The 25,680-nt window shown below is 37.8% G+C and carries 26 protein-coding genes; 11 read left to right on the forward strand and 15 right to left on the reverse strand.

Features of this window, described 5'->3' with window-relative positions:
* Positions 1–24: 24 nt before the first annotated feature.
* Positions 25–792: an enoyl-CoA hydratase/isomerase family protein gene (locus tag IWC72_RS07080; RefSeq protein ID WP_194529304.1), complete on the forward strand. Its 768-nt coding sequence runs from the start codon at positions 25–27 to the stop codon at positions 790–792.
* A gap of 179 nt (positions 793–971) precedes the next feature.
* Here the strand turns inward: IWC72_RS07080 and IWC72_RS07085 are convergent, their stop codons facing one another.
* The gene (locus IWC72_RS07085) at positions 972–1,613 is read right to left on the reverse strand and encodes a 2OG-Fe(II) oxygenase (protein ID WP_194529305.1); all 642 of its coding nucleotides are present in this window, start codon (positions 1,611–1,613) and stop codon (positions 972–974) included.
* A gap of 86 nt (positions 1,614–1,699) precedes the next feature.
* On the opposite strand from IWC72_RS07085, the gene IWC72_RS07090 reads away from it, so the two are divergent.
* Entirely contained in the window at positions 1,700–2,149 is a 450-nt protein-coding gene (locus IWC72_RS07090) for a 6-pyruvoyl trahydropterin synthase family protein (RefSeq protein ID WP_194525473.1), read from the forward strand.
* Between the two features lie 42 nt (positions 2,150–2,191).
* On the forward strand, positions 2,192–2,968 hold the full coding sequence (locus IWC72_RS07095) for a UDP-2,3-diacylglucosamine diphosphatase (RefSeq protein WP_194529306.1): 777 nt from the start codon (positions 2,192–2,194) through the stop codon (positions 2,966–2,968).
* On the opposite strand, the gene IWC72_RS07100 is transcribed toward IWC72_RS07095, so the two are convergent.
* From IWC72_RS07100 to IWC72_RS07120, 5 genes are all read right to left on the reverse strand, one after another.
* On the reverse strand, positions 2,955–4,217 hold the full coding sequence (locus IWC72_RS07100; RefSeq protein WP_194529307.1) for an MFS transporter: 1,263 nt from the start codon (positions 4,215–4,217) through the stop codon (positions 2,955–2,957). The two genes, IWC72_RS07095 and IWC72_RS07100, sit on opposite strands and share 14 nt — an antisense overlap.
* A gap of 331 nt (positions 4,218–4,548) precedes the next feature.
* Complete coding sequence (locus IWC72_RS07105) at positions 4,549–4,935, reverse strand: VOC family protein (protein ID WP_194529308.1); 387 nt, start codon at positions 4,933–4,935, stop codon at positions 4,549–4,551.
* Positions 4,932–6,620 carry a single-stranded-DNA-specific exonuclease RecJ gene (gene recJ / locus IWC72_RS07110; RefSeq protein WP_194529309.1) on the reverse strand — a complete coding sequence of 563 codons (1,689 nt, stop codon included), beginning with the start codon at positions 6,618–6,620 and terminating at the stop codon, positions 4,932–4,934. The genes IWC72_RS07105 and recJ overlap by 4 nt, the downstream gene beginning before the upstream one ends.
* Positions 6,621–6,755: 135 nt before the next feature.
* Positions 6,756–7,112 carry a four helix bundle protein gene (locus IWC72_RS07115; protein WP_194525478.1) on the reverse strand — a complete coding sequence of 119 codons (357 nt, stop codon included), beginning with the start codon at positions 7,110–7,112 and terminating at the stop codon, positions 6,756–6,758.
* A 159-nt stretch (positions 7,113–7,271) separates the two neighbouring features.
* The gene (locus IWC72_RS07120; RefSeq protein WP_194531104.1) at positions 7,272–7,700 is read right to left on the reverse strand and encodes an OsmC family protein; all 429 of its coding nucleotides are present in this window, start codon (positions 7,698–7,700) and stop codon (positions 7,272–7,274) included.
* 203 nt (positions 7,701–7,903) lie between these two features.
* Between IWC72_RS07120 and IWC72_RS07125 the strand changes: the two genes are divergently transcribed.
* Complete coding sequence (locus IWC72_RS07125; RefSeq protein ID WP_194529310.1) at positions 7,904–8,749, forward strand: class I SAM-dependent methyltransferase; 846 nt, start codon at positions 7,904–7,906, stop codon at positions 8,747–8,749.
* A 123-nt stretch (positions 8,750–8,872) separates the two neighbouring features.
* Here IWC72_RS07125 and IWC72_RS07130 read toward each other — a convergent pair whose 3' ends face one another.
* The 6 genes from IWC72_RS07130 to IWC72_RS07155 form a co-directional block, all read right to left on the reverse strand.
* Complete coding sequence (locus tag IWC72_RS07130; protein ID WP_194529311.1) at positions 8,873–10,783, reverse strand: AAA family ATPase; 1,911 nt, start codon at positions 10,781–10,783, stop codon at positions 8,873–8,875.
* Positions 10,784–10,812: 29 nt separating this feature from the next.
* Entirely contained in the window at positions 10,813–11,382 is a 570-nt protein-coding gene (locus IWC72_RS07135; RefSeq protein ID WP_194529312.1) for a uracil-DNA glycosylase family protein, read from the reverse strand.
* 6 nt (positions 11,383–11,388) lie between these two features.
* Positions 11,389–11,730, reverse strand: coding sequence for a HopJ type III effector protein (locus IWC72_RS07140; RefSeq protein WP_194525481.1), 342 nt, complete (start codon positions 11,728–11,730; stop codon positions 11,389–11,391).
* A 5-nt stretch (positions 11,731–11,735) separates the two neighbouring features.
* On the reverse strand, positions 11,736–12,407 hold the full coding sequence (gene rsmI, locus IWC72_RS07145; protein ID WP_194525482.1) for a 16S rRNA (cytidine(1402)-2'-O)-methyltransferase: 672 nt from the start codon (positions 12,405–12,407) through the stop codon (positions 11,736–11,738).
* 5 nt (positions 12,408–12,412) lie between these two features.
* On the reverse strand, positions 12,413–12,769 hold the full coding sequence (locus tag IWC72_RS07150; protein ID WP_194525483.1) for a DoxX family protein: 357 nt from the start codon (positions 12,767–12,769) through the stop codon (positions 12,413–12,415).
* A 114-nt stretch (positions 12,770–12,883) separates the two neighbouring features.
* Positions 12,884–13,594 carry a hypothetical protein gene (locus tag IWC72_RS07155; protein WP_194529313.1) on the reverse strand — a complete coding sequence of 237 codons (711 nt, stop codon included), beginning with the start codon at positions 13,592–13,594 and terminating at the stop codon, positions 12,884–12,886.
* Positions 13,595–13,762: 168 nt separating this feature from the next.
* Between IWC72_RS07155 and IWC72_RS07160 the strand changes: the two genes are divergently transcribed.
* The 7 genes from IWC72_RS07160 (at position 13,763) to arfB (ending at position 20,893) form a co-directional block, all read left to right on the forward strand.
* On the forward strand, positions 13,763–14,416 hold the full coding sequence (locus tag IWC72_RS07160; RefSeq protein ID WP_194529314.1) for a thymidine kinase: 654 nt from the start codon (positions 13,763–13,765) through the stop codon (positions 14,414–14,416).
* Positions 14,400–15,509, forward strand: coding sequence for an alanine racemase (alr, locus tag IWC72_RS07165; protein ID WP_194525486.1), 1,110 nt, complete (start codon positions 14,400–14,402; stop codon positions 15,507–15,509). The genes IWC72_RS07160 and alr overlap by 17 nt, the downstream gene beginning before the upstream one ends.
* 96 nt (positions 15,510–15,605) lie before the next feature.
* Positions 15,606–16,010 (forward strand): large conductance mechanosensitive channel protein MscL, encoded by a 405-nt coding sequence (gene mscL, locus IWC72_RS07170; protein ID WP_194525487.1) that lies wholly within the window; start codon positions 15,606–15,608, stop codon positions 16,008–16,010.
* Between the two features lie 205 nt (positions 16,011–16,215).
* Complete coding sequence (locus IWC72_RS07175) at positions 16,216–17,205, forward strand: aspartate-semialdehyde dehydrogenase (protein ID WP_194529315.1); 990 nt, start codon at positions 16,216–16,218, stop codon at positions 17,203–17,205.
* Positions 17,206–17,303: 98 nt separating this feature from the next.
* Complete coding sequence (locus IWC72_RS07180; RefSeq protein WP_194529316.1) at positions 17,304–19,442, forward strand: prolyl oligopeptidase family serine peptidase; 2,139 nt, start codon at positions 17,304–17,306, stop codon at positions 19,440–19,442.
* A 62-nt stretch (positions 19,443–19,504) separates the two neighbouring features.
* On the forward strand, positions 19,505–20,485 hold the full coding sequence (locus tag IWC72_RS07185) for an ABC transporter ATP-binding protein (protein ID WP_194525490.1): 981 nt from the start codon (positions 19,505–19,507) through the stop codon (positions 20,483–20,485).
* 3 nt (positions 20,486–20,488) lie between these two features.
* Positions 20,489–20,893: an alternative ribosome rescue aminoacyl-tRNA hydrolase ArfB gene (arfB, locus tag IWC72_RS07190; RefSeq protein WP_194525491.1), complete on the forward strand. Its 405-nt coding sequence runs from the start codon at positions 20,489–20,491 to the stop codon at positions 20,891–20,893.
* 67 nt (positions 20,894–20,960) lie between these two features.
* On the opposite strand, the gene IWC72_RS07195 is transcribed toward arfB, so the two are convergent.
* The 3 genes from IWC72_RS07195 to dinB form a co-directional block, all read right to left on the reverse strand.
* Positions 20,961–23,435 carry a TonB-dependent receptor domain-containing protein gene (locus IWC72_RS07195; RefSeq protein WP_194529317.1) on the reverse strand — a complete coding sequence of 825 codons (2,475 nt, stop codon included), beginning with the start codon at positions 23,433–23,435 and terminating at the stop codon, positions 20,961–20,963.
* Between the two features lie 75 nt (positions 23,436–23,510).
* The gene (locus IWC72_RS07200; RefSeq protein ID WP_226979515.1) at positions 23,511–24,332 is read right to left on the reverse strand and encodes an AraC family transcriptional regulator; all 822 of its coding nucleotides are present in this window, start codon (positions 24,330–24,332) and stop codon (positions 23,511–23,513) included.
* A 234-nt stretch (positions 24,333–24,566) separates the two neighbouring features.
* Entirely contained in the window at positions 24,567–25,667 is a 1,101-nt protein-coding gene (dinB, locus tag IWC72_RS07205; protein WP_194529318.1) for a DNA polymerase IV, read from the reverse strand.
* Positions 25,668–25,680: the final 13 nt, after the last annotated feature.

Below are 25,680 nucleotides of genomic sequence, written 5' to 3' on the forward strand. Positions count from 1 at the left end.
TGCTCAACTTTTAAACTGGAATTTATGGGAACCACTCGTGAAAACGGAAGTCTTTATACTAAAATAGATAATAAAGTAGCCACAATTGAATTTGGCCATCCGGCAAGTAATTCTTTTGTTGCCGAACTGTTAGATCGTTTAACTGCCGAGTTCGATAAGCTTTCTGGAAATGATGCTATTTCTGTAATTGTCCTTAGGTCTGAAGGTGATCGTGCTTTTTGTGCTGGCGCATCTTTTGATGAACTTATGGCAGTTTCTAATCTAGATGAAGGCAAAGTTTTTTTTAGTGGTTTTGCCAATGTCATCAACGCTATGCGCAAATGTAAAAAAGTAATTGTTGGCCGTATTCAAGGTAAAACAGTAGGTGGAGGTGTCGGTCTTGCTGCTGCGTGTGATTATGCGTATGCGTCCGAAGCGGCATCCATACGTTTGTCCGAACTTACTATAGGCATTGCACCTTTGGTTATAGCCCCCGCTGTGGAACGAAAAATTGGTACTAGTGCTATTTCTGATATGTCTTTGTCTCCAACCGAATGGAAAAATGCCTACTGGGCGCAAGAAAAAGGGCTTTATTCCAGGGTGTTTGACGATATTAAGGAATTGGATAAAGAGCTAGATTTTCATGTGCAGAAACTAGCCGGTTATAACCCTGAAGCGCTTCAAGAATGGAAACAGGTGCTATGGCAAGGAACGGACCATTGGAACGACCTATTGGTTGAGCGTGCTGCCATCACCGGTAGGTTGGTACTTTCAGAGTTTACCAGAAATGCACTCTCAAAATTCAAAAAATAACAATAACCGCCCGTAGAGGACGTTCTACTTTTTTAAATCTTAATTATGAATATTTTAAATTTCCTGAATGGCGACCTTGTTTTTCCCATTCTAGCCCTTTTTGTTGTGGTTATTTACTTCGTAAACCGCGTTCGCACTAAAAGGAAGTTCAAAAGATAGTTTCCTTATATATATATAGATTAACGGGTTTTCAACCAACCGGTAATGCTCAACCGTTCGCGTTTTGCAGGCTTTACCTCATGCTCTAAATCGCGACTTTCAAAAATAACCGCTCTCCCTGGGAATGGATAAATAGTTTTTGGCTCTTCGCCATTTTTACCATTTAGATAAAGTACTAGTTCACCTCCGTGTTCGGGTTGCCAATCGTCTGCATTCAAATAACAAACTATGGAAAGCTTCCGCCTATCGTCATTTTGAAAAGTGTCCAAATGTTTTTCGTAGAATTTCCCTTCCGGATAAACGGCGTAATGAAATTCTTTCCTAAGTATTCCTAAAAAGCAAGTGCGGTTCAAATAGGCCGCTAAATCATTGATTCGGTCAAAAAATAATTTTTGGATTGCGTTACTATTTGTTTCCTCCATCCACAGAATAAAATCACCACGTTTTCCCGTTTGTATAACCTCATTGGTACGGTTTCCAATAGCAGCTTTCTTGAAAAGGTCATCTTCGTATTTATTCAGAAGGTCTGTACGCAGGGTATTAACCGTGCTTTCGGAAAGTAAATCGTCTACAATACTATAGCCGTTCTCTAAAATGTCTTCAATTACTTTTTCGTAAGTTGGGTTTACGATAAAGTCTAGTTGTTCATATAATTCTGTCACCTTAAAAAATTAAAAAAGCCGGCAAATGTAATCTAAAAACGGATTGGTTTTACAAATTGAATACCTTTGCAGAATAATCGTATTTCATGAGTAAAATTAGAATCACCAAACAGTTCAATTTTGAGACCGGTCACGCACTTTACGGCTATGATGGAAAGTGTAGAAATGTGCATGGACACAGCTATAAATTATCGGTAACGGTTATTGGTACTCCCATTACGGATACCTCTAATGTAAAATGGGGGATGGTCATAGATTTTGGTGACCTTAAAAAAATAGTGAAAGAAGAAATTGTAGATCAGTTTGATCATGCTACTGTTTTTAATAAAAACACGCCACACATAGAATTGGCCCAAGAGCTGATTAATAGAGGGCATAGTGTTATTTTAGCCGATTATCAGCCGACCAGTGAAAATATGGTCATCGATTTTTCAAAAAAGATTCGTGCTAGACTACCTGAAAATATAAGTCTACATTCATTAAGACTTCAAGAAACAGATACTTCGTTTGCGGAGTGGTATGCATCCGATAATTAGTAACTCCTTTCTAAAAAGGGTATTCGTTATATTTACGATCAGATGAAAACCATTACCGTTCCTCAGGGCAAAAAAGTCTATTTCTCCAGTGATAATCACCTTGGCGCGCCTACTATGGCCGATAGCCGACCACGTGAAAAGAAATTCGTTGCTTGGCTGGACACCATAAAAGAAGATGCTGCGGCTATTTTTTTAATGGGTGATCTGTTTGATTTTTGGATGGAATACAAAACGGTAGTTCCTAAAGGATTTACCCGTACTTTGGGGAAACTTGCGGAAATGTCCGACTCAGGAATACCCATTTACTTTTTTGTGGGAAACCACGATTTATGGATGAACGGTTATTTTGAGGAGGAACTGAATATCCCCGTTTTTCATAAACCCCAGCAGTACAACATAAGCGGAGTTACTTTTTTTGTAGGCCATGGCGATGGTCTTGGTCCTGATGATTTGGGGTATAAGCGAATGAAGAAAGTCTTTACCAACCCATTGGCCAAATGGCTCTTCAGATGGTTGCATCCAGATATTGGAGTGCGTATGGCACAGCATTTATCCGTTAAGAACAAGTTGATTTCAGGAGATGATGATGCCAAATTCTTGGGCGAAGACAAAGAGTGGTTGGTTCAATACGCCAAGCGAAAATTAGAAACGCAGCATTATGACCATTTTATTTTCGGTCACCGTCACTTGCCTATGGAGGTAGAAGTGGGAGAGAATTCAAGATACACCAATCTCGGCGATTGGATTCATTATTACACCTATGCCGTTTTTGATGGGGAGAAGTTAAGCTTAGAAAAATACGAGCCTACTCATCATTAGCCTCGTGTTCATCAATATCTTTCTGCAAATCCAGTTTTCTGAACGTTGGGGAAACAATAGCTGTGGCGCCTACTGTGATTAAAGTCATTGCTCCTCCAAATACTACAGCGGTAACCGTACCCATAAGTTTTGCCGTCAAACCACTTTCAAAAGCACCTAACTCATTGGATGAGCCCACAAACATTGAATTAACCGATGCTACTCGCCCACGCATGTTATCAGGAGTTTTAAGTTGTAAAATGGTCTGACGGATAATCATGGAAACACCATCTACGGCACCGCTCACGAATAAGGCAATAACCGAAAGCCAGAAATAGGTTGAAAGACCAAAAACTATCATACAAATACCGAAACCAAAAACTGCGAACAGTAATTTCTTTCCAGCATTCTTATGTAACGGAAAACGCGTAGAACCTAACATGGTCAGTGCCGCGCCCACTGCTGGAGCTGCACGAAGAACGCCAAACCCTTCGGAACCCACATGTAAAATATCTTGTGCAAAGATTGGTAAAAGCGCAACCGCTCCACCAAAAAGTACGGCGATCATATCCAACGTTAATGCGCCAAAAACAGCTTTGGTGTTAAAAACAAACCGGAGGCCTTCGCGTAGGCTTTCAAAAACAGGTTCCCCAATTTTAGGGTTAAGAATCGGTTTTCTTTTGATTTGAGACAGGGCCATCAGTGCCATTACCGAGAAACCAAAAATAAGGCACATGGACCAATGCACACCTATCCAACTTATTGAAAACCCTGCTAATGCCGGACCTAGGACTGCTGCCAATTGCCAAGTGGTACTACTCCAGGTAGCTGCATTAGGATATATTTTTTTAGGAACGATTAAAGCGATTAAAGAAAAGATTGTTGGCCCAAGAAAAGAACGTACAATTCCGCCCAAGAAAACTAAAAAATAGATGGCGTATAATATGGTCTTGGAGTCTATTTTTTCTTCTATGGAAGGCCAACTCAGCACAAACAATCCAAAGCTGATTACCGAGAAACCAAAAATGCATTTTATAAGAAGATTACGCTTTTCTTTCTGGTCTACAATATGCCCTGCAAATAGTGCCATGGAGACAGCGGGTATCACTTCCATTAGCCCTATTATCCCCAAAGAAAGCGGGTCTTTTGTCATTGAATATACTTGCCATTCTATGACTATGAACTGCATGGACCATGCAAATACCATAGCAAAACGAACCAATAAAAAGATATTGAATTCTTTGAAACGTAAGGCAGCATAGGGATCCATAAACATGCTTCTTAAAGAGAAATAAGGGGCAAAGGTATTATTATAAACCGATGAACGGTATACCGAAAAGCTTTAATTTTATATTGGGCCCTATTTACTTAAACAAACCGGGTAGTCTGTTATTTTAAGCTTTGGATTTAAGGTATATTGGGACTTCATCGATAAACGGTTGTTTTTTATGTGGGAAAAGTGATGATTAAATAGCGCTTGGATTAAATAAAAAACATAACCGACCGTATAGTTTGTAGCGTTTTTTTGGATAAACGTAGAAAAGAATGGAAAACGATTTTGCTAAAATCCATTTCTATTGCAAATAGGATGAAGAAAATCGTTAAACGGTAATCTCTATTCGGTTGCCTTCCGGATCAAGTATGACGCTTTCATAATACCCGTCTCCTGTTGTTCTAGGTTCGCCCGCAACTTGAAATCCATCTGTTCTCAGTTGCTCGGTAATGGTATCTACTTTTTCTTTTGAACCTACGGAGAGGGCAAAATGAATAAAACCCAAATGTTCTTCTGTAGAATTTGATGCTTTAGTAATTTCCGGTTTGTGCATCAATTCCAATCGTGTTCCTTCGCTAAAACTAAGAAAATAAGAGGTGAAATTTTTAGTTGGGTTGTGATAGCGTTCTCCTGCAATAGCATCAAAATAATTCTCGTAAAATTGACGCATGGTTTCAAGGTCGGATGCCCAAATGGCGAGATGTTCTATTTTCATTGTATGTCTTTCAATTTCATTTGTAAGCTGATGTTGCCTTGCCATTCATTTTCATCCAAAGAAAAAACAGCATTGAAAGGCTGTCTGTTAGCTACAAGGGAAAGTTTATCGCCCATATTAAAACCAATGCCTCCAATAGGACCAATGCCGTTTTGAGTAGCAGCTAACTTAAGATGTGCCCCATCTTCACCTACACCTTTTGCATAGCCTGTATCTATTAGATTTTCGGACATGAATGTTGGAGTCATGTTACCAGGCCCAAAAGGAGCGAACTGTTTTAGGATACGCATCAGTTTTGGTGAAATATCCTTAAAATTTAATTGAGCATCTATGGAAATTTCAGGAATCAATAATTTTGGGTCAATGGTTTCGGAGACTACTTTCTCGAATTGTGTTTTGAAGTTTTCAAACTGCTCTTCTAGTAACGTGAGTCCGGCAGCATATTTATGTCCTCCAAACTGTTCAATGCAATCTGCACAGCCCTGTAAGGCGTTATACACATCAAAACCTTTTACGGAACGTGCGGAAGCTGCCAACTTATCGCCACTTTTAGTAAAGACCAATGTTGGACGGTAATAGGTTTCGGTAAGCCGGGAAGCCACAATGCCAATAACACCTTTGTGCCAGGAATCTTTGTAGACCACGGAAGTAAAACGTTCTTCTTCTTTGTTTTGTAGAATTTGGTCCAGCGCTTCTTGGGTAATTTCCTTATCCAATCCGCGACGGTCTAGGTTGAATTGCTCAATCTGACTTGCAAATATTTCCGCTTGTGATAAGTCGGTTTCGGTGAGGAGGTTTACAGCGTGCTGTCCATGTTCCATACGACCGGCGGCATTTATACGAGGAGCAATTATAAAAACCACATCGGTTATGGTGAGCACGGACTTCTTAATCTGGTTGATAATTGCTTTAAACCCCATTCTAGGGTTGGTATTGATAACTTGAAGCCCAAAATAGGCGAGCACTCTGTTTTCCCCAGTAATGGGTACAATATCGGCACCAATAGCTGTTGCGACTAAATCTAAATAAAGTAGGAGATCGTCAATAGTCTGTCCTTGTCTAGAACCTAAAGCTTGAATAAGTTTAAAACCAACTCCGCAACCACAAAGTTCATCATAGGGGTAACTACAATCCTCTCGTTTAGGGTCAAGAACCGCAACGGCATCCGGGAGTTGGTTACCCGGTCTGTGGTGGTCGCAAATAACAAAATCAATTCCTTTTTCTTTGGCGTAGGCAACCTTATCAATAGCCTTTACACCACAGTCTAACGCTATTATCAATGAAAAACCATTGTCTTCCGCAAAATCTATTCCCTTAAAAGAAACACCATACCCTTCGGTATATCTATCAGGAATATAGGTGGCTACATTCGGGTAATAACTCAGTAAATAAGAAGAAACCAAGGCTACGGATGTTGTTCCGTCTACATCATAATCACCATAAACAAGAATATTTTCGTTGTTGGATATGGCCTTTTCAATGCGTTCTACGGCTAATTGCATATCCTTCATTAAAAAGGGATCGTGCAGATGACTTAATTCAGGTCTAAAAAAACGCTTGGCCTCATCATAGGTAGATATACCGCGTTGCAATAGCAATTGAGCCACCAAATCATCTACCTTAAGTGCTTTGGCCAATTGGTCAATAGCCTCTTGTTCAGGTTTGGGTTTAATGGTCCAGCGCATAGGGTGTGTTTAAGTGTCAAGCTCAAGTGTCAAGTTAAAAATTAAAATTAAAGTTCAAGCTTAAGTGTTAAGTTCAGACTGAAGAATTAATTGCAAGTCTAAGTATTATAGAATGTTCAATAATATACTAAGAAATTAGCTTTGTTTTTTATTCCTGATGATTGTGGCAATGATTTTAATCAATTGTTGGACTTCGCCTAGAAGGAATTCTCTTTTGTCGTCGTTACCATACTCTATTTTTGTCAAAATTTTTAAGTTTACTCTAGACTCCTTGAGTTCTTTAAGAGAAATACTTGCTTTGTGAACATAGTCTTTTGAGGTGTGGGTACCTTGGGCTTCACCAAAATTAAGCGCAGAACTTCCAGCTGACCTCAAGAGTTGATTTCCATAATATTCTCCAGTAAAATCCTTCGGTATTTCGCGACAAAAAATAGCAATATCAGCAGCAAAATTTACTAATCTATCTTCTAAATCATATTTTTTATCATCCACAATATTGGGTCTAACTTAGTTTTTGAACTTTAATTTTAAATCTTGAGATTGATACTTAGTTTTGAACTTTAACTTTAAATCTTGAGCTTGATACTTAGTTTTGAACTTTAACTTTAAATCTTGAGATTGATACTTAGTTTTGAACTTTAACTTTAAAACTTACTCTTTATGAAAAATAGTCTTGATTTCCAATTTAGCAAACTGCCTGAACATTTCCATAACTCCACAGTATTTCTCTACGGATAGGTCTACCGCTCTTTGTAATTTTTTCTCCGCTAGATTGTTTCCGTGAAAATGATATTCGATAGTTACGGCATCATAAAATTTCGGGTGCTCATCAGTAAGGTTAGCAATGGTTTCAATGTGAAAATCATCAACCTCTAATTTCATTTTTTTAATAAGTGCAGCCACATCAAGACCAGAACAGCCTGCCAGTCCGGATAACATTAAAGCTTTTGGGCGCAATCCTTTTCCTTCGCCGCCATCATCTGGGCCGGCATCTATGTTTAACGTTAGGCCAGAAGGGTTGGTGCTTTCGAATTGCATGTTACCCAGCCATTTAGTTGTAATATGATTTGTAGTAGCCATAATTTTTATGTTTCTTGTAGGAATCAAAAATACGATTAATTGATAGATTTTAAGCTTGTATTCCATCTTGTCTTTTAAAAAGAGGGAAAACCAATAAGTCGTAATTCCCCCCAAAAAATAACGCGCGGTAGTTGTGTAGTGCAATTGAAAAAGCACGCATTACGTATAGAGATAATAAATGTTTCAAGTCTAAAAATTTGGTTATGAATTGCCCCCTTTGTGCTTCGGAATCAAAATTTGTTTTTAAAATAAATGGTTTTGATATACACGACTGTGTGTCTTGCGATCATCGGTTCGCCAATATTAAAACAGACGAAAAGCATGTTGATAAGACCTATGATGATTCTTACTTCAATGATGGAGGTGCTGGTTACTCGGATTATTTATTAGAATCTGATTTGCTTTACGAACGTGGTAAGCGGTATGCAAAACAAATGGAACATATTATTGGTAAGAAGGGAAGGGTGTTAGATGTTGGGGCAGCGGCAGGATGCATTTTAAAAGGTTATGTTGATGAAGGTTGGAACGGCGTTGGAATAGAACCTAACCAGCAAATGGCACAATACGGCCGAAAACAATATAACTTGAAAATTGAGCAAGGTGCGTTTGAAAATTTCAGGCCCCAAGATAAGTTTGACCTTATTTCGATGATACAAGTAGTTCCTCACTTTTATGAACAACACAAGGCATTTTTGAATGCTTCCAAGGTTTTAAAAGACGATGGTTTTTTACTTATAGAATCTTGGAATAGGCAAAGTATTTCTGCTAAAATCTTTGGGAAGAACTGGCATGAATATGCACCTCCAAGTGTTTTGCACTGGTATTCTTTGGAAGGGCTAACGGTTTTCTTAAAAAACTTTGGGTTTGAACGCGTTTCTCACGGAAGGCCATCAAAAAAAATCTCAGGGAGACACATTAAGTCGCTACTCGAATACAAATTAGGAAAGAATTTTATGCTGAATATGATTCCTGAGAAGGTTAAATTTCCATATCCATCTGAAGATTTGTTTTGGGCTTTGTTCAGTAAAAAAGCGTCGTTAAAAACTTAAAATTAAGTCGCAAGAATCTTTGCAACTTCGGTTTGTAATGTGGGAACCACTTCAGTTTCAAACCAAGGGTTTTTTGACATCTAAAAACGGTTTAGCTCAGGGGTATTATTAACGTATACATTACTATTCAGTGATGAACTTGTATAACTTGGTGATAATTTTATCCAAAACAGGATTATCGTCAATCATATTTATATAGTCTAAATCCGCGCTAATAGTAAATTCACAAAGTTTAATTTTGTAATCGTTTTTCAGTGTTCCAGACTCAGCTTTGAAAGTTTTATGTTCGCTTTTGTTTATTCCGGTTTCAATCAAGAGTTTTTCATAAAAATCTCCCAATCCTAGTTGGTTATATTCTGTTTTATTGAAACTAACTTTTGGCAGAGAATTTTTGTTAGTATCCTTTATTATCTCACCAATAAACGATGATGTAATATATGTAGGTAATAGATTTTCTATTTCGCGCAATTCGGTGCTTTGAAAACAAAAATTTGAATTAGAATCAGATAAAGTTTGTAATGCTATTCGTCGTTTTCCCTTTTTGGTTGTTCCTTTAGCGTTATCGTGGTCCGCAATCAGAAAAATTTTATTTGATAGAGCAAAGGCAGCTATTTTTTCTCTAATTTCAGATTCATCTGCCTCAAAATTATCCTCGACAAATAAATAATGGGCAATTAAGTTTCCGCCGTATTCGAAAAATGCAAAATCAATGTCTTCTTTTAATGGTGCTTTATCATAATGTTTGCAATAAAGCTTTAAGAATTTTGATATATATTTTCTGTCAGTTGGACCTTCTACCCATATAGTACTGTTTGCTAGAAAAACTGAGGAAGTGTTAACTCCAAGTAAGTCTAGAATTTCTTTCTCAGGTTTGACATTTGTTTTAATGTTAAACTTATCTATTTTTTCTTTCTCAAATTGAAAAATTGAGATTTCTTCATGGTTTAATGATTGATCTAAAAAGTGATTTGAGTGAGTTGAAAAAAATAATTTTAAATTTTGACTAGACAAATATTCATTACTGATAAGAGTTTCTAAGAAAATTCTCTGTAAGCCAGGGTGCAAATAAGTTTCAGGTTCCTCGATAAAAATCCAACTATTTTTTCGTGCTGTAAATACAGGAAACAAAAGCAAAATTAAAGATTGAATTCCGTCTCCAATATCATGTATTTTTCGTTCCTCTCCGTCTACATAAAAGATTATGCACTTATCTTTATAATTCGCAATGATTTCGACTTTTAATCCATTGAAAAAATGTTCTGCTAAAAAAAATTCGAATTTTTCAAAACCTCTTCTTTCTGTTTCTACACTATTTCGCACTTCCAAAACCTTATCATACAAATCTAGTCCAGTAAAAATTTTTTCGTCTTTCAGATTATATAAATCTTCAATGACACCAGTAAAAACTGATGGACTTAATCTTGAACTTTTTTTGATGCTTCTAAGTATGGGGAGATATATTTTTTCAGAACTACGATTTTTTTTTACAAATTCTATTTCTTCATTAATTCTAAGTATAATTTTTAAATAGTTTTTTTGAATATTAACAGCACTTTCATAACTCTTACTTGTTTGATTTGTACTAATATCAGTTTGATAATGGCGGCTAGCTAATTCAAATATGTCACGGTAATTATCGTGGTTGTTTATAAGTGATTGGTATGAATCATTTAGAGAGCTTAATTTATAGTGAATTTCAGAAGTTTTATCGGTAAGAGCATTATTCAAATTTCCTAATCTGCTGATATTTTTATTATACCATTTTTCAGCTTGTTCGAGTAATATTTCTATGCTCTCAAGAGTTTGCGATATTTGAATTTCATGAATATTAAGCTTTAATAAACCTCTTAGAAATCTGCTTTTTCCTGAGTTGTTGGTTCCCACGAATAGATTTAATTTGGAAAAAGCACCAATAAACTGAGTTCCGTTCTTGTCGTTGAAGAAGGGTTTTTTGTCAATGTAATATATGGGTATTCCTGTATCGTTAAAGAATTCCTTTTGTGGATTATTACTAAAATCAAGCTTTAAATACATGTAGGAAATTTAATCAAAAGAATCTGTTTTTAAAGAATTTTGGAAACTAAATCACGTAATTCCAGGACCACTTCAGTTTCAAACCAAGGATTCTTTTTAAGCCAAAATCGGTTTCGTGGCGACGGGTGGGGCAGTGGAAAATGCGTGGGCAAGTAATTGTGATATGTTCTGACGGTTTCCGTTAAATTTTTTTCCTTTTTGTCTTTCAGGTAATTTGATTGGGCATAAATACCAATGACAATAATCAACTGCAGATTAGGCATTTGGTCAAAAAGAGATTTATGCCAAAGTGGTGCGCATTCAGACCTAGGAGGTAAATCACCGGACTTTCCTTTCCCTGGATAACAAAATCCCATGGGAACTAAAGCAAATTTTGTTTCGTCATAAAATTCCTCGTCCGTAACATCTAGCCACTTTCGTAATTGTCTACCACTAGGGTCGTCCCAAGGAACTCCTGTTTCATGTACTTTTGTGCCAGGAGCCTGACCTATAATTACAATTTTGGAATTTTGGTGCGCCTTTACTATCGGTCTAGGGCCTAAAGGGAGATGCTCACTACAAACTTGACACGAACGTATTTCGGAAAGTAGCTTTTGCATGTCGGCTTATTTCTTTTTTAAAGGAGCTTGGGCAAAGGATAGTCCGTCAAAACCCGTTTTCATAAAATTTCGGATGTTTTGGTGTCCCGTTCCATCTGGGTCTTTCAGTACATCGTAATAATAACTCCCAAAACAAGCTAAAGTCTCTTCTTTGCTAAAACCTTGGTCTTTTGCAAAGGCAAACAGCTTGCATGAACCTGAGTTTTGGCCTTCAGCGTTCTTTAGGTTTCCGTTGGTGAAAGCTGTTGGTTCAAAGCTGTAGTTTTCTTCTATGACAGCCATAGTCTCGGTGAATTCTATTCCTTTTGGGTTGGCTTGTAGCTTTTGTTTAAAATCGTTTAATCTCATCTATATTATTTTTTTCCTGCAACAATAATTACTATTTCGCCCTTTGGAGGTTTCTCGGTAAAGTGCAGTACTAATTCTTCCGCTGTTCCCCTAATTGTTTCTTCGTAGAGTTTGGTAAGCTCCCGTGAAACGGAAACTTGTCTGTCCGCACCAAAGTACTCTGCAAATTGCCCTAAGGTCTTAATTAGTTTGTACGGTGATTCGTAGAAAATAATGGTTCTGGTTTCTTCCGCCAGTAATTTTAGTCGCGTTTGTCTTCCTTTTTTAGGAGGTAAAAAACCCTCAAAAACAAACTTGTCGTTGGGTAGGCCACTGTTGACCAAAGCAGGTACAAATGCCGTTGCACCGGGAAGACAATCAACCTCTATGTTTTTCTCCACACAAGCCCTAGTCAACAAAAAACCAGGGTCTGATATAGCTGGAGTTCCTGCATCGGAGATTAAGGCAATGGTTTCACCCGCTTGCAAACGTCTTACCAATGCATCTACGGTTTTATGCTCATTGTGCATATGGTGACTCTGCATTTGAGTAGTGATTTCAAAATGTTGAAGTAGTTTTCCGCTGGTACGTGTGTCTTCCGCTAGAATACAATCTACTTCTTTTAGAACACGAATGGCTCGTAAGGTCATGTCCTCTAGGTTGCCAATAGGCGTTGGTACCAAATATAATTTTCCCATAAAATTTAAGGTCGTAGCTCCTTATCCACAAAATAAGCGATCAAGGTTGCTATAAGTGCAACAAAGGCGAACAAATAATCTTGGCCGTCAGTTATATAATGTGCAAAGAACGCTAAAAGTGTATCAAAAAAGAAGCCGGCATAGGCCCATTCTTTTAGCCAAGATGAGAAATTTGTCCATACAGCAATTAGACCCAGTATTTTGGCAATAGCCAGTGGATAGATGAGATAGGTAGGGTAATTAAGGTGTTCAAAAAAACCGGCAATCATTTCGTAGTTGGCGAAATAATTGTAAATGGAGAATAACATTATTGCGGTCAAAACCCCTAGGGCTGACCAGTAAATTCGTTTTTGAGTTTTCATGGCAGGGCAATTTTTACCCTAAAATAAAGCATTAGCATTAAAACCTGGCTAGTTTTTCACCAAAAAAGCCCTTTACGATACACAATGGGCTTGATTTTTATGAATAAAAGCTAATTACGAAAATTTACGCTCAATAAATTGTATAAACCGCTCTGCGTATTCTTCTTTTCCTGCCCAATTATTGTAATCTGGCTTTACCATATTTTCTATAAATGAAATAGAACGCTCCTCACTATTGATTGTATTTAATTGTGAAAGGACGCGATTGTAATCTTCCATGCTACCATTAAAAAGATGCTTTACAAATGCCAGTCTGTTGTTAAGGTCGATTTTAAGCTCTTTGTTGGATATTTTATCGTTCAATGATTTAGGATGAACTTCTTTTGGAGGAGTTGCACCATTAGATTTTGGAGCAACTGGTTGTTGAGGCTCAAAAAGCTCTTGGTCATTTTTCATGTAATCTGGTTTTGACAAGAACTCTTCTAAAACTTCATCTACACGTTCGTCGTGACTTGGCATTTCGGAAATAAAACCTTTTATGGTGTCCATGCCAGGTATAATAATGTCCTCTTCATGCGGATTACTTTCAGGGACAGAAGAATTTTCATTTAAAACAGCATTAGCCATCGCTTCAAATTTGCTGGCAATAACGTTTTTGGAAACGTCTATTTCTATATCGTGTAGTTTTTCTTCTATAAATTTAAGAACGGCTAATTTTTCATAAAGATTTTTGGCAGCATCGTACATTTCGCTAATATCCGCATCGCGAGCAGTAATAATATCAGTAGATAATTTTCGTAACTCTTCTTTTAGTTTTTTCTTCATCTGGCAATTTTTTCTAATTCTACTGGGTTGGGGTAAAAATGGTATCTCTATCTTTGCTAACTTTAAAATCTGAACTTTAGCGGAATGTTTTTAGGAAAAACAATGGTTCCACTCTGGTTCTACAATATTAAGAACGAAAAACCCCATATTTTCGTCTAAAATTACAAAATGTTTCTCGAAAATACTGTTAATCATAAAGAACAATTCGGGTGGATAGAAGTCATCTGTGGTTCTATGTTCTCGGGTAAGACCGAAGAGTTAATCCGTAGATTAAAGCGTGCTCAATTTGCCAAACAAAAGGTAGAAATCTTTAAACCGATGGTAGATGTTCGGTATGACGAGAATATGGTTGTATCCCACGACGCCAATGAAATACGTTCTACGCCTGTGCCTGCTGCTGCCAATATTAGAATTCTAGGCGACACCTGTGATGTTATAGGAATTGATGAAGCACAATTTTTTGATGATGAGATTGTAACGGTTTGTAATGATTTGGCCAACAAAGGGGTACGTGTCGTTGTAGCGGGATTGGATATGGATTTTAAAGGAAACCCGTTTGGTCCAATGCCCGCTTTAATGGCCACGGCGGAATATGTTACCAAAGTACACGCTATATGCACACGTACAGGTAACTTAGCTAATTATAGTTATAGGAAATCTAGTAATGATAAGTTGGTATTATTGGGCGAAACCGAAGAATATGAGCCCTTAAGCCGCGCCGCTTATTACAAAGCAAGATTAAAAGAAAAAGTAAAGCATCTAGATGTTAAGAGCGAAGAGATAACTACTAACGATAAGAAAACCGATGGCGAAAGCAAGTGAGACCGTTCTAGAAATAGACCTTTTGGCGTTAGAACACAATTACAGGTTTTTTAAATCAAGAATAAAGCAAACCACTAAATTCTTAGGAGTCGTGAAAGCTTTTGCCTATGGAAGCGACTCAGTGGCTATTGCAAGAAAGTTGGAGGTTTTAGGTGCAGATTATCTTGCTGTTGCGTATGTAAGTGAAGGTGTTGAGTTGAGAAAGGCAGGAATTAAGCTGCCAATCTTAGTATTGCACCCGCTGCCCGTAAGTTTTGATAATTTGATTACCTATAATCTGGAGCCTAATATCTATTCGATTAAAATATTAAAAGATTTTCTACGGGTAGCCAAGGAGAAGGAGCTAAACCAATACCCTATTCATTTAAAGTTTAATACTGGACTTAATAGATTAGGTTTTACAGAGATTGAAGTTGAGGTTCTAACGGATATGCTAAATGGTCAAGACCGTTTGGAGGTAGTTTCTATGTTTTCACATTTGGCAGCATCCGAGGATTTAAATGAGATTGCATTTACTGAAAAGCAAATTTCTACTTTTCAGCATATAACGAGTATTTTCCTTCCAAAGCTGAAAAGCAGACCTATGCTACATTTGTTAAATACTTCTGGTATTATTAATTATGAGAAGGCTCAATATGATATGGTTCGGAGTGGTATAGGGCTTTATGGGTTTGGTAATGAAGCCGCTATAGATGCCCAACTTAAACCAGTAGCTACTTTAAAGACCGTTATTTCTCAAATTCATACCATTAAAATGGGGCAAAGTATTGGCTATAATATGGCTTATAAGGCGGAAGCTGATATTGTAACCGCAACTTTACCTGTTGGGCATGCAGATGGTATCGGAAGACAATACGGTAATGGCAAAGCTTATGTAACTATTCAGGGGCAAAAGGCACCAATTATTGGGAATGTCTGTATGGATATGATTATGGTAAACATAACAGGAATAGATTGCAAAGAAGGTGATGAGGTTATTGTTTTTGGTAAGCGTCCTACTGCAGAAGAATTTGCCAGCGGAGCAAAAACTATATCATATGAAATACTAACAGGTATATCGCAGAGGGTAACACGTCTAGTGGTTGATAATTAAAACGTAGCTCTTAATCTTAGAAGTAATCCTTTTTTTGTTAATTTGCAGTGCATTGAATTGCGCCATTAATTAATTAACCATTAAAAACACTAAATCATGTTAAAGGATTTTAAGAATTTTATTATGACGGGCAACGTTATTGAATTTGCTGTTGCTGTTATAATGGCCGGAGCCGTAGGCCTAGTAGTAAACGGATTTGTAAATGACATCATTATGCCTATCGTAGGTGAGTTTACCGGAGGTGTAGATTTTGCTACTTTAAAACACGTACTTACACCAACTTCAGGTGTTGAAGGAGAAGCAGGTTACGTTGCAGAAAACGCTATTCGTTACGGTGCATGGATCAACACAATTGTTAACTTGTTGATCGTAGGGTTTGTTATGTTCCTTATTGTTAAGGCTTACGCTAAAGCAAAAGGTCCAGAGCCAGAACCAGCTCCAACAGGTCCTTCTCAAGAAGATTTGTTAGGTGAAATTAGAGATTTGCTTAAAAAACAATAAGAATATAGGTATTCCTTAGGGAGTACCACCGCTGCACTGCAGTTTAATCTTAAAACCGTCATTGAAGTTCGCTACTTCTTTGACGGTTCTTTTTTAATAGAATGTTATATTTAAAACAATTTGTTAAATAATGATTATACTGATTTAAAATGCTTGTCAGGTCAATAGGGTTGCACTACATTTGTGCTTCTAAAATTAATTAAAGATGAAAGTAGCCGTTGTAGGTGCCACCGGTATGGTTGGCGAGGTGATGCTTAAGGTGTTGAGTGAACGTAACTTCCCCGTTACAGAGTTGCTATTGGTAGCTTCTGAGCGTTCGGTAGGTAAAAAACTCTCATACAAAGACAAAGAATATACGATTATAGGTTTGGCCGATGCCGTTGCTGCAAAGCCAGAGATTGCCATATTTTCTGCTGGAGGGGATACTTCATTGGAATGGGCGCCTAAATTTGCTGAAGCTGGTACTACAGTTATAGATAACTCTTCTGCATGGCGAATGGATCCAACCAAGAAATTGGTGGTTCCTGAAATCAATGCGAGTGAATTGACCAAAGAAGACAAGATTATTGCTAATCCTAACTGTTCTACAATTCAGTTGGTAATGGCTTTAGCTCCATTACATGAAAAGTACAAAATGAAACGGGTTGTGATATCAACATACCAATCGGTATCAGGAACAGGAGTTAAGGCCGTACGTCAGTTAGAGAATGAAATGGCTGGAGTACAGGGAGAAATGGCCTATCCTTACCCAATCAACAGAAATGCGTTACCTCATTGTGATGTGTTCTTAGAAAACGGATACACAAAGGAAGAAATGAAATTGGCTCGTGAACCGCAAAAGATTTTGGATGACCGTAGCTTTTCTATAAGCGCAACAGCTGTTCGTATTCCAACGGCAGGTGGGCATTCAGAATCTGTAAATATTGAGTTTAATAACGATTTTGACCTGAATGATGTTCGTGGTTTGTTGAATGAAACTTCAGGTGTTACCGTTCAGGATAATCCAGATACGAATACCTATCCTATGCCAATTTATGCACATGATAAAGATGAGGTTTTCGTAGGGCGTATTCGTAGAGATGAGTCGCAACGTAATACTTTAAATATGTGGATTGTTGCAGATAATTTGCGTAAAGGTGCTGCTACAAATGCAGTGCAAATTGCTGAATATCTGGTAGAAAACCATTTGGTATAAAAACTAGGTACTTTCTAAATTTTTAGTTAAAACCTATGCTGAGCAATGCCGGCATAGGTTTTTTTATGGTACTTTTGGCGAATTTCAATCGTTAAATTATGAAGAAATACCTTGTATTATTTTCATTGGCATCGGCTACTTTGGCCGGTCAGGCATTACCTAAAACAGAGACTACTATTGTGAAGTATCCTAAGACACATAAATCAGAAACCGTTGATACTTATTTTGGAACTTCAGTTGCGGACCCATATCGTTGGTTAGAAGACGATATGAGTGATGAAACTGGTGCTTGGGTTAAAGCTCAGAATAAGGTTACTTTTAATTATTTAAAAAAAATTCCGTTTCGTGAAGCACTAAAGCAAAGGTTAGAGAAACTTTGGAATTATGAAAAAATTGGTTCTCCTTTTAAAGAGGGAAACTACACGTACTTCTATAAAAACGATGGTTTGCAGAACCAGTACGTGATATATAGAAAAAAGGGTGATGGTAAGGAAGAAACATTTTTAGACCCTAATACGTTTTCAGAAGATGGTACTACTTCTCTAGCAGGGTTGAGTTTTACAAAAGATGGGTCACTTGCGGCATATTTAATTTCTGAAGGCGGAAGTGATTGGCGTAAGGCAATTGTAATTAATGCTGACAGCAAGCAAATTGTTGAAGACACGCTTACTGATATAAAATTCAGTGGAATTTCATGGAAGGGTAATGAAGGTTTCTATTACTCTAGTTATGATAAGCCAGAAGGGAGCGAACTTTCTGCAAAGACAGATCAACACAAAGTGTATTACCACAAATTAGGTACTTCTCAAAAAGAAGACCAATTGGTATATGGAGGGGTTGAATCTGAGAAGCATAGATATATAGGGGCTTCCGTCTCCGAAGATCAACGTTATCTTCAGATTTCTGCCGCTGTATCAACTTCCGGTAATAAACTTTTTATAAAGGACCTTTCAATGGAAAATAGCCCATTGGTGCCCATAGTGGAGGATACGGATTCGGACAATTACATCATTGAAAACGAAGGCTCAAAACTCTATATCGTTACCAATAGAAATGCCCCTAATAAAAGGATTGTTACGGTTAATGCTGATAATCCAAGGGAAAAAAATTGGGTTGATTTTATTCCGGAAACCGAAAATGTATTGACCGTTGGTACAGGTGGAGGCTATTTCTTTGCGGAATATATGGTAGATGCTATTAGTAAGGTTTTGCAGTATGATTATGAGGGTAATTTAGTTCGTGAAGTAAAGCTTCCGGGTGTGGGTACTGCTTCTGGTTTTGGTGGTAAAAAAGAGAACAAGGACTTTTATTTTTCTTTTACGAATTATACCATTCCAGGTTCATCTTATAAATATAATGTTGAGACAGGCGAATATACACCGTATTGGACGCCAAACATCGATTTTAATTCGGAGGAATACGAATCTAACCAGGTGTTTTATACCTCAAAGGATGGTACTAAGGTTCCTATGATCATCACACATAAAAAGGGATTGAAGCTAAACGGTAAAAACCCGACTATTTTATACGGTTACGGAGGGTTTAATATCAGCTTAACGCCTGCTTTTAGTATTGCTAATTCAGTTTGGCTAGAACAAGGTGGTATTTATGCCGTGCCTAATTTAAGAGGTGGTGGTGAGTATGGTAAGAAATGGCATGACGCAGGCACCAAAATGAAAAAGCAGAATGTATTTGATGATTTTATTGCGGCCGGGGAGTATCTAATTGCAAACAACTATACCTCTTCTGATTATTTAGCTATCCGAGGGGGTAGTAATGGCGGACTTCTAGTGGGTGCCACTATGACCCAACGACCAGACCTTATGAAAGTGGCTTTACCTGCCGTTGGCGTTTTGGATATGTTGCGTTATCATACCTTTACTGCGGGTGCGGGATGGGCATATGATTATGGTACGTCTGAAGACAGTAAGGAGATGTTTGAATACTTAAAGGGATATTCACCCGTTCATACTATTAAGGAAGGGGTGGCCTATCCAGCAACGTTGGTAACCACTGGTGATCACGATGACCGTGTGGTACCTGCCCATAGTTTTAAGTTTGCTGCTGAGTTGCAGGACAAACAATCTGGCACGAATCCTACTTTAATTAGAATCGAGACGAACGCAGGTCACGGTGCTGGTACACCGGTAAGTAAAACCATTGAGCAGTACGCAGATATTTTCGCGTTTACACTGTATAACATGGGATTTGAAGAGCTTCCGAGTTTAGAAAACTAAAAACACAAGTATAATACCGATTGGCCTTTTTTATGGTTCTTAAGGTTTTAGAATAGGAATATATGTTACAAGTAGATCATGTTTCTTTTGGCTATGAAGATGGTACTTCCGTTTTGGAAAACATCAATCTAAAGGTGGCTAAAGGTGAACATGTTTCTATTATAGGCGAAAGTGGGTGTGGTAAAAGCACCCTTCTGAAAATCATATACGGACTCTTACATATTGAAGTGGGTGAGGTCTATTGGAACGACACTCAAGTTTTGGGGCCACAGCACAATTTGGTGCCTGGAGAGCCCTATATGAAATACCTTTCTCAAGATTTTGATTTGATGCCTTTTACTACGGTAGAAGAGAACATTAGTCAATTTTTATCGGTTTTTGAACCTGAGGAGATGCAAGAACGTACGTTTGAACTTCTGGAGATGATTGAGATGACCAAGTTTGCCAAAACTAAGGTTAAGTTGTTAAGTAGAGGTCAGCAACAACGGGTAGCACTGGCAAGGGTTTTGGCACAAGAGCCTAAGGTGCTTTTATTGGATGAACCTTTTAGTAATATTGATAATTTTAGAAAGAATAGTTTACGGCGTAACCTTTTTGGATATTTAAAACGCCAAAAAATTACCGTACTTACGGCTACGCATGACCATATGGATATGCTTCCGTTTGCAGATAGGGTAGTGGTACTTAAAGATCGGTTTATTATAGCTAAGGATAGTCCTAAAAACTTGTACGAGCATCCTAAAGACCTTTATGTGGCATCCCTTTTCGGCGAAGCCAATAAAATTCCTATCAATATTGTAAAATCTTATGCAGATACCAAAAGACGTATTATTGTATATGCACATGAGTTTAAAGTCTCAGGAAAATCTGGTCTGGAGTGCGTGGTAAAAGGTGCTTACTATATGGGAAGCCACTATATGATTGTCGGGATTTATGAAGGTGAGGACATCTATTTTCATCATGATAGACCTTTGGAAGTGGGAAAGGTTATTTTTCTAAACCTTTCGTTGGAGACGATCAACCAACGTATGTCAGATTCCTAGGTCATGAATAAAGCCCAACTGCTTCAAGAATTAAACTTTAAGGCTGTTAGAAGCAGTGGTGCGGGTGGCCAGCACGTAAACAAAGTATCCACTAAAATAGAACTTAGTTTTTTTGTAGAAGGTTCTTCAGGACTTACCGATGCAGAGAAATCACGAATTCATAGAAAAATAGGGAAGAGACTTACCAAAGAGGGTATCTTACAGATGCAATGCGATGAAAGTAGGAGTCAGCACAAAAATAAGGAACTGGCCATATCCAGGTTTTTTAATCTTATTGAAGAAGCTCTTAAAGTTCGTAAAAAGCGTAGAAAAACAAAACCTTCTAGATCTTCTATAGAGAAACGGCTGAAGCACAAAAAGAATAATGCCCAGAAAAAGGCAAATAGAGGAAAGCCCCGAATTGACTGATTGTCATCGGGGCTTTCTCGTTTAAGGCTCGCGCCTCACTACTCAACTAAACATCAACTATGAAAAATTAAAACTCTTGTTTACCAAATTCACTATCAATGAATTTAGATTTGTTTTTGTTCTTGTTGAAATTATAAGATAGGTTAAGTAATACCATATCCACTTCGTAAATGTAATTTGTGGTCGTAAAGAACTCGCCCTCGCGATACGTTGTAATACGTTGTTCGTTGGTATCCAATAATCCTAAATCTATATTCTGCCATTGCAAGGTTGCCGTTAAACGATTGTCTAGAAATGACTTTTTAAAGGTTAGATTAGGCGAATAGAAACGAGAATCTTCTCCTTGTGCCGTAATTCTTTCCGATAGATAGTTGAAAGTCAATTGCAACGAAGCGGTCTGCGAAAAATCATAGGTACTGTTCGCATTAATAGAGTAGACAAAAGAGCTGCTATCTACATCGCGACCATCATATTCCCCATCAATAGCATAATTGTAAAGATTGGCACCAATGAAATTGGACCAGTTTTCGGTAGGTTTTAGTTGCGCTCCTATTTCCATTCCTATGGATTTTGCCTTGCCCACATTGGAGTAGATACGGTTTAGAATGGTATCGTTATAAACGGTATTTACCCTATTCACTAAGTTTTTGGTATCGCGATAATATGCCGTAGCAAAAAGGGAATTACCATTACCAAAATTCTTGCTAATACCTACTTCTAACAAGTCTATAAACTCAGGTTTAAGGGTTGGGTCACCTTGCTCCAAAGTTTCGGAGTGCTCACGTTCCGGAAAAGGATTCATTTTAAAAGTAGCCGTTCTTTCTACCCTTTTACTATAAGCCGCTTTTAATTTTGTATTGTTTTCAAAGGTGTATTGTACGGATGCGGATGGAAACGGTTTTACGTAATCGTAAGAGTATGTAGTATCAATGAGACCTTGCTTGTCTCTCAGGTCAAGTTCACGGTCCATTGCTTCAATACGAACCCCAGCGGCGTACTCCCATTTATCTTTGGCACCAGTTAACTGCGCATAGCCGGAATGAATACTTCTTTGTAAATCTACTTCACTAGAAAATTCGGGAACAAGCTCAAATGCACCGTTAGTAGTATCATCTTTTCGTTCATAAACGAAATCTCCTGTATGATCTAAGTTTCGGTATTGATAACCCGTTTCAAGCTGACCTATAGCAAAAGGCTTCCAAGCATAATCTAATGATAAGCGAACACCATTTAAAGGATTGTCATTGGTATTATACTCTTGTTGATAAATGATACTTCTGTCGGGTTCACCTAAATTATCACTCTCGGTAGGGCCACCTAATAGCGTGTATTCATATAAGAATGAGGTAGATAGTTTTGATGTGTTCTCAAAAATGTGAGAATAGTCAAAACTTCCTAAGATGAAATCACTCTTTCTAGTTCTAAGGTTATGATTATAATACTGAAAGGTATAATCTCGTTCTCCGCCATCGACAGGGGTAATACTATGGTTGTCGTAGTAAACAATATCCGCTAGGCGGTCTTTTTTCCTTTTTCCCCCGTAAAAACCTAATGAATAGGCATTTTTCTCGTCCGGAGCATAATCTACCGTAAAGCGACCGCTATAATTGGTTTCATCAAAACTACGCTCTCCAGTTGATGGAAATTGTGTACGGGTATCGTCAATAATTGTATAGACATCACCTTCTCGCCTTCCGCCAAGGTCGTTACGCTGGTAACTTGCACCCATAGAAATATTCCAATCTCCTTTACGGACGTTATATGTAGCGTCTGCTCCGTATCGCTGGTGTGCTTTATCGTTTCCGTAAGTTTCAAAAGAAGGTAAACCTCCTTTAATATTTACCTGTGCAAATGTACCATCTGCAGCACCTTTTTTGGTAATGATGTTCATTATACCAGCCTTACCTTCAGGGTCATATTTTGCAGAGGGAGCGGTAATAATCTCCACGCGCTCTATGGCATTGGCAGGAAGTTGGTTCAGTAAATTTGAGGCATTCCCCTGAACAGGGTTTCCGTTAAGTAATACCACAAAACCTGTGCTTCCACGAACACTAATTTCTCCTTGACCATCAACGCTTACCGACGGTATATTTTTAACAATATCCGTGGCACTCCCGCCAAGGCTGTTCTGAAATTTTTTAGTATCAAAAACCTGGCGGTCTATTTTATTGATAACCGTAGCACGCTCTCCCTTTATGACAACTTCTTCAAGTTGGGTGCCGCCAATGGAAAGGGCTATGGTACCTAAGTCTATCGCTTTTCTGTTTTGTACCGTAATGTCCCTAACGGTTTTGGTTTCAAAACCAATAAATGAGGCTTCTAAGTAGTAAGTTCCGTTTTTAACGTCCTCAATGGTGAAGAATCCGTTTAGGTCTGTAATGACTCCAGTGACCAATTCGCCGTTTTCTTGATTAAAGATGGCGGCAGTTGCATATTCCAGTGGATAATCATTGTCTGCATCAGTTATTTTTCCTGAAATCTGGGCAGATGTAACTATCGGAATTAGTGCAAGTAATACTAATAATGCGCGATAAAACTTCATGTTCAATAGGTTTGGTATTAATTAGGTGTCGAAATTACCCTTAACCCCTATTGAATTATGGTCTGTTTGAAAAAGTTAAGGTACGATCGCTACTTTTTTAAATTGTAATGGCGTTTGACCTTCATGACGCTTAAAATATTTGACAAAATGAGAAACATCGGTAAAGTCAAATTTGTATGCAATTTCGGTAACGGAAAGGTCGGTGTAAAGTAAAAGGCGTTTTGTTTCCTTCAATATATGGTCGGCAATCACAGTAGAAGCCGTTTTCTCATGTTTTCGTTTGCAAAGTGCATTTAGGTTCTGGGCGGTAGTATTCAGTTTTTCGGCATAATAAGCTACATCGTTTTTAAGCTTGCGTGCTAATAGCTCATCAAAACGCTCCTCTAAATTACTGGTAGATACGGTTTCATCAACCTTTACGTAGGTCAATATTTTAGAGAATAAGGCTTTGAGTACACCTTCTACCAAAATATCCCTACCGGTGCAATTTTCTTTTATTTCTTTTGATGCGATTTCAAAAAGGGATTGAATACTCGGGTCTTGCTCCGGATGGATAACCCGCATGTTCGTTAACTGCTTTAATTGAAGGTTGATGTGTTTATCTAATGTTTTTTCTAGAAATCCTTCTTTAATTATAATAACAAACCCTTCTGGTATGGTGTCTATTTCCCAATGGTGGACTTCATCTTTCTTAATAATAAAAATAACGGGTGGCGCTATGGGATAACCTGTTTCATCCATATAGTGCATACCGCTACCTGCACTAAAAAAGACCAGCTCCATGTACTTGTTGTGCCTATGCGGTTTGGTGTACCGCTTATTAACATCAAATGGTTCGATCTTAATATCTGCCAAGGCAGAAATTTTAGTGTAGGTTCTAATTTTAGTTCGTATCAACTGGACAGGCTTTTAACTGAATACTCGTATAAAAAAACGTCAATTTGAAATGCATTTTTTTCATAGTGCAAATGACGCCTAAGCTAGATATAAAGATAGTGGATTAAAGCGGAGGGAGTTGGCTTAGAAAGGTGTTGAAAGGCCAAAAATTCTAACACAAACTATCTAAATTGTAGCACTCTTGTGCAAACATTTAAAATCTTGTTAATTTTTTACAAAAAAAAGATGCGTTTCTTAAAATTCAAATTTTAACTGTACCGAGACTGTTTCCTTGTTTACATTTTTCTGTTTTTTCTCCGTATTGAGATTTGCCAAGGAAATACCCAACAAACGAACCGAGTTCTGTAATTTTTCTTGATACAAAAGTTCTTTGGCCGTTTCTAAAATTAGTCCTTTAGACGAGATGAAATAATTCAGGGTCTTACTACGTGTGTTTAGTGTAAAATCACTGTATTTAATTTTTAAAGTCACGGTTTTGCCGGCAATATTTGCTTTTTTGAGGCGTTTTTCAAGTTCTTCGGCAATATGCTCAAGTCGTTCTAGCATGAAGACCTCACTGCTAAGGTTTTCGTTAAAGGTACGTTCCGCACCAACGGATTTTGGAATGCGGTGCGGTTTGACTTCGCTTGTGTGAATACCACGAACCACGTTGTAATAGTAGTTACCGCTTTTGCCGAAATTTTCTTCTAGAAATTCTTCTGTTTTTAATTTTAAGTCTTTGCCGGTAAAAATGCCCAATTTGTACATTTTTTCTGCTGTAACCTTCCCTACACCATAAAATTTTCTGATTTCAAGCTCTTCCAAAAACTCTAATACTTCTTCTGGGTTTACTGTTTTCTGCCCATTGGGTTTATTAATGTCGCTGGCAACTTTGGCGATGAACTTATTAATTGAAATTCCAGCAGATGCATTAAGTCCAGTAGTATCAAATATTTTTTGGCGTATCTCTTTTGCCATTAATGAAGCAGAGGGATTTCCCTTTTTATTTACGGTAACATCCAGATAGGCTTCATCTAGGGAAAGTGGTTCTACCAGATCCGTATATTCATGAAAAATACCGCGTATAATTTTGGATATTTCCTTATAACGTTCAAAGCGTGCTTTTACAAAAATTAGTTCAGGGCAGTTGCGTTGTGCCACTACACTACTCATGGCACTGCGAACACCAAATTTTCTGGCTTCGTAACTGGCTGCCGCCACTACACCTCTTTTTGAGCTTCCGCCAACGGCAATGGGCTTTCCGCGTAAATCTGGATTGTCCAATTGCTCTACAGATGCATAGAAGGCATCCATATCCACATGAATAATTTTTCGCAATTGAAAATCGTTTGGCATACTGCAAAATTAG

The sequence above is a fragment of the Zobellia roscoffensis genome, assembly GCF_015330165.1.
Classification (GTDB): Bacteria; Bacteroidota; Bacteroidia; order Flavobacteriales; family Flavobacteriaceae; genus Zobellia; species Zobellia roscoffensis.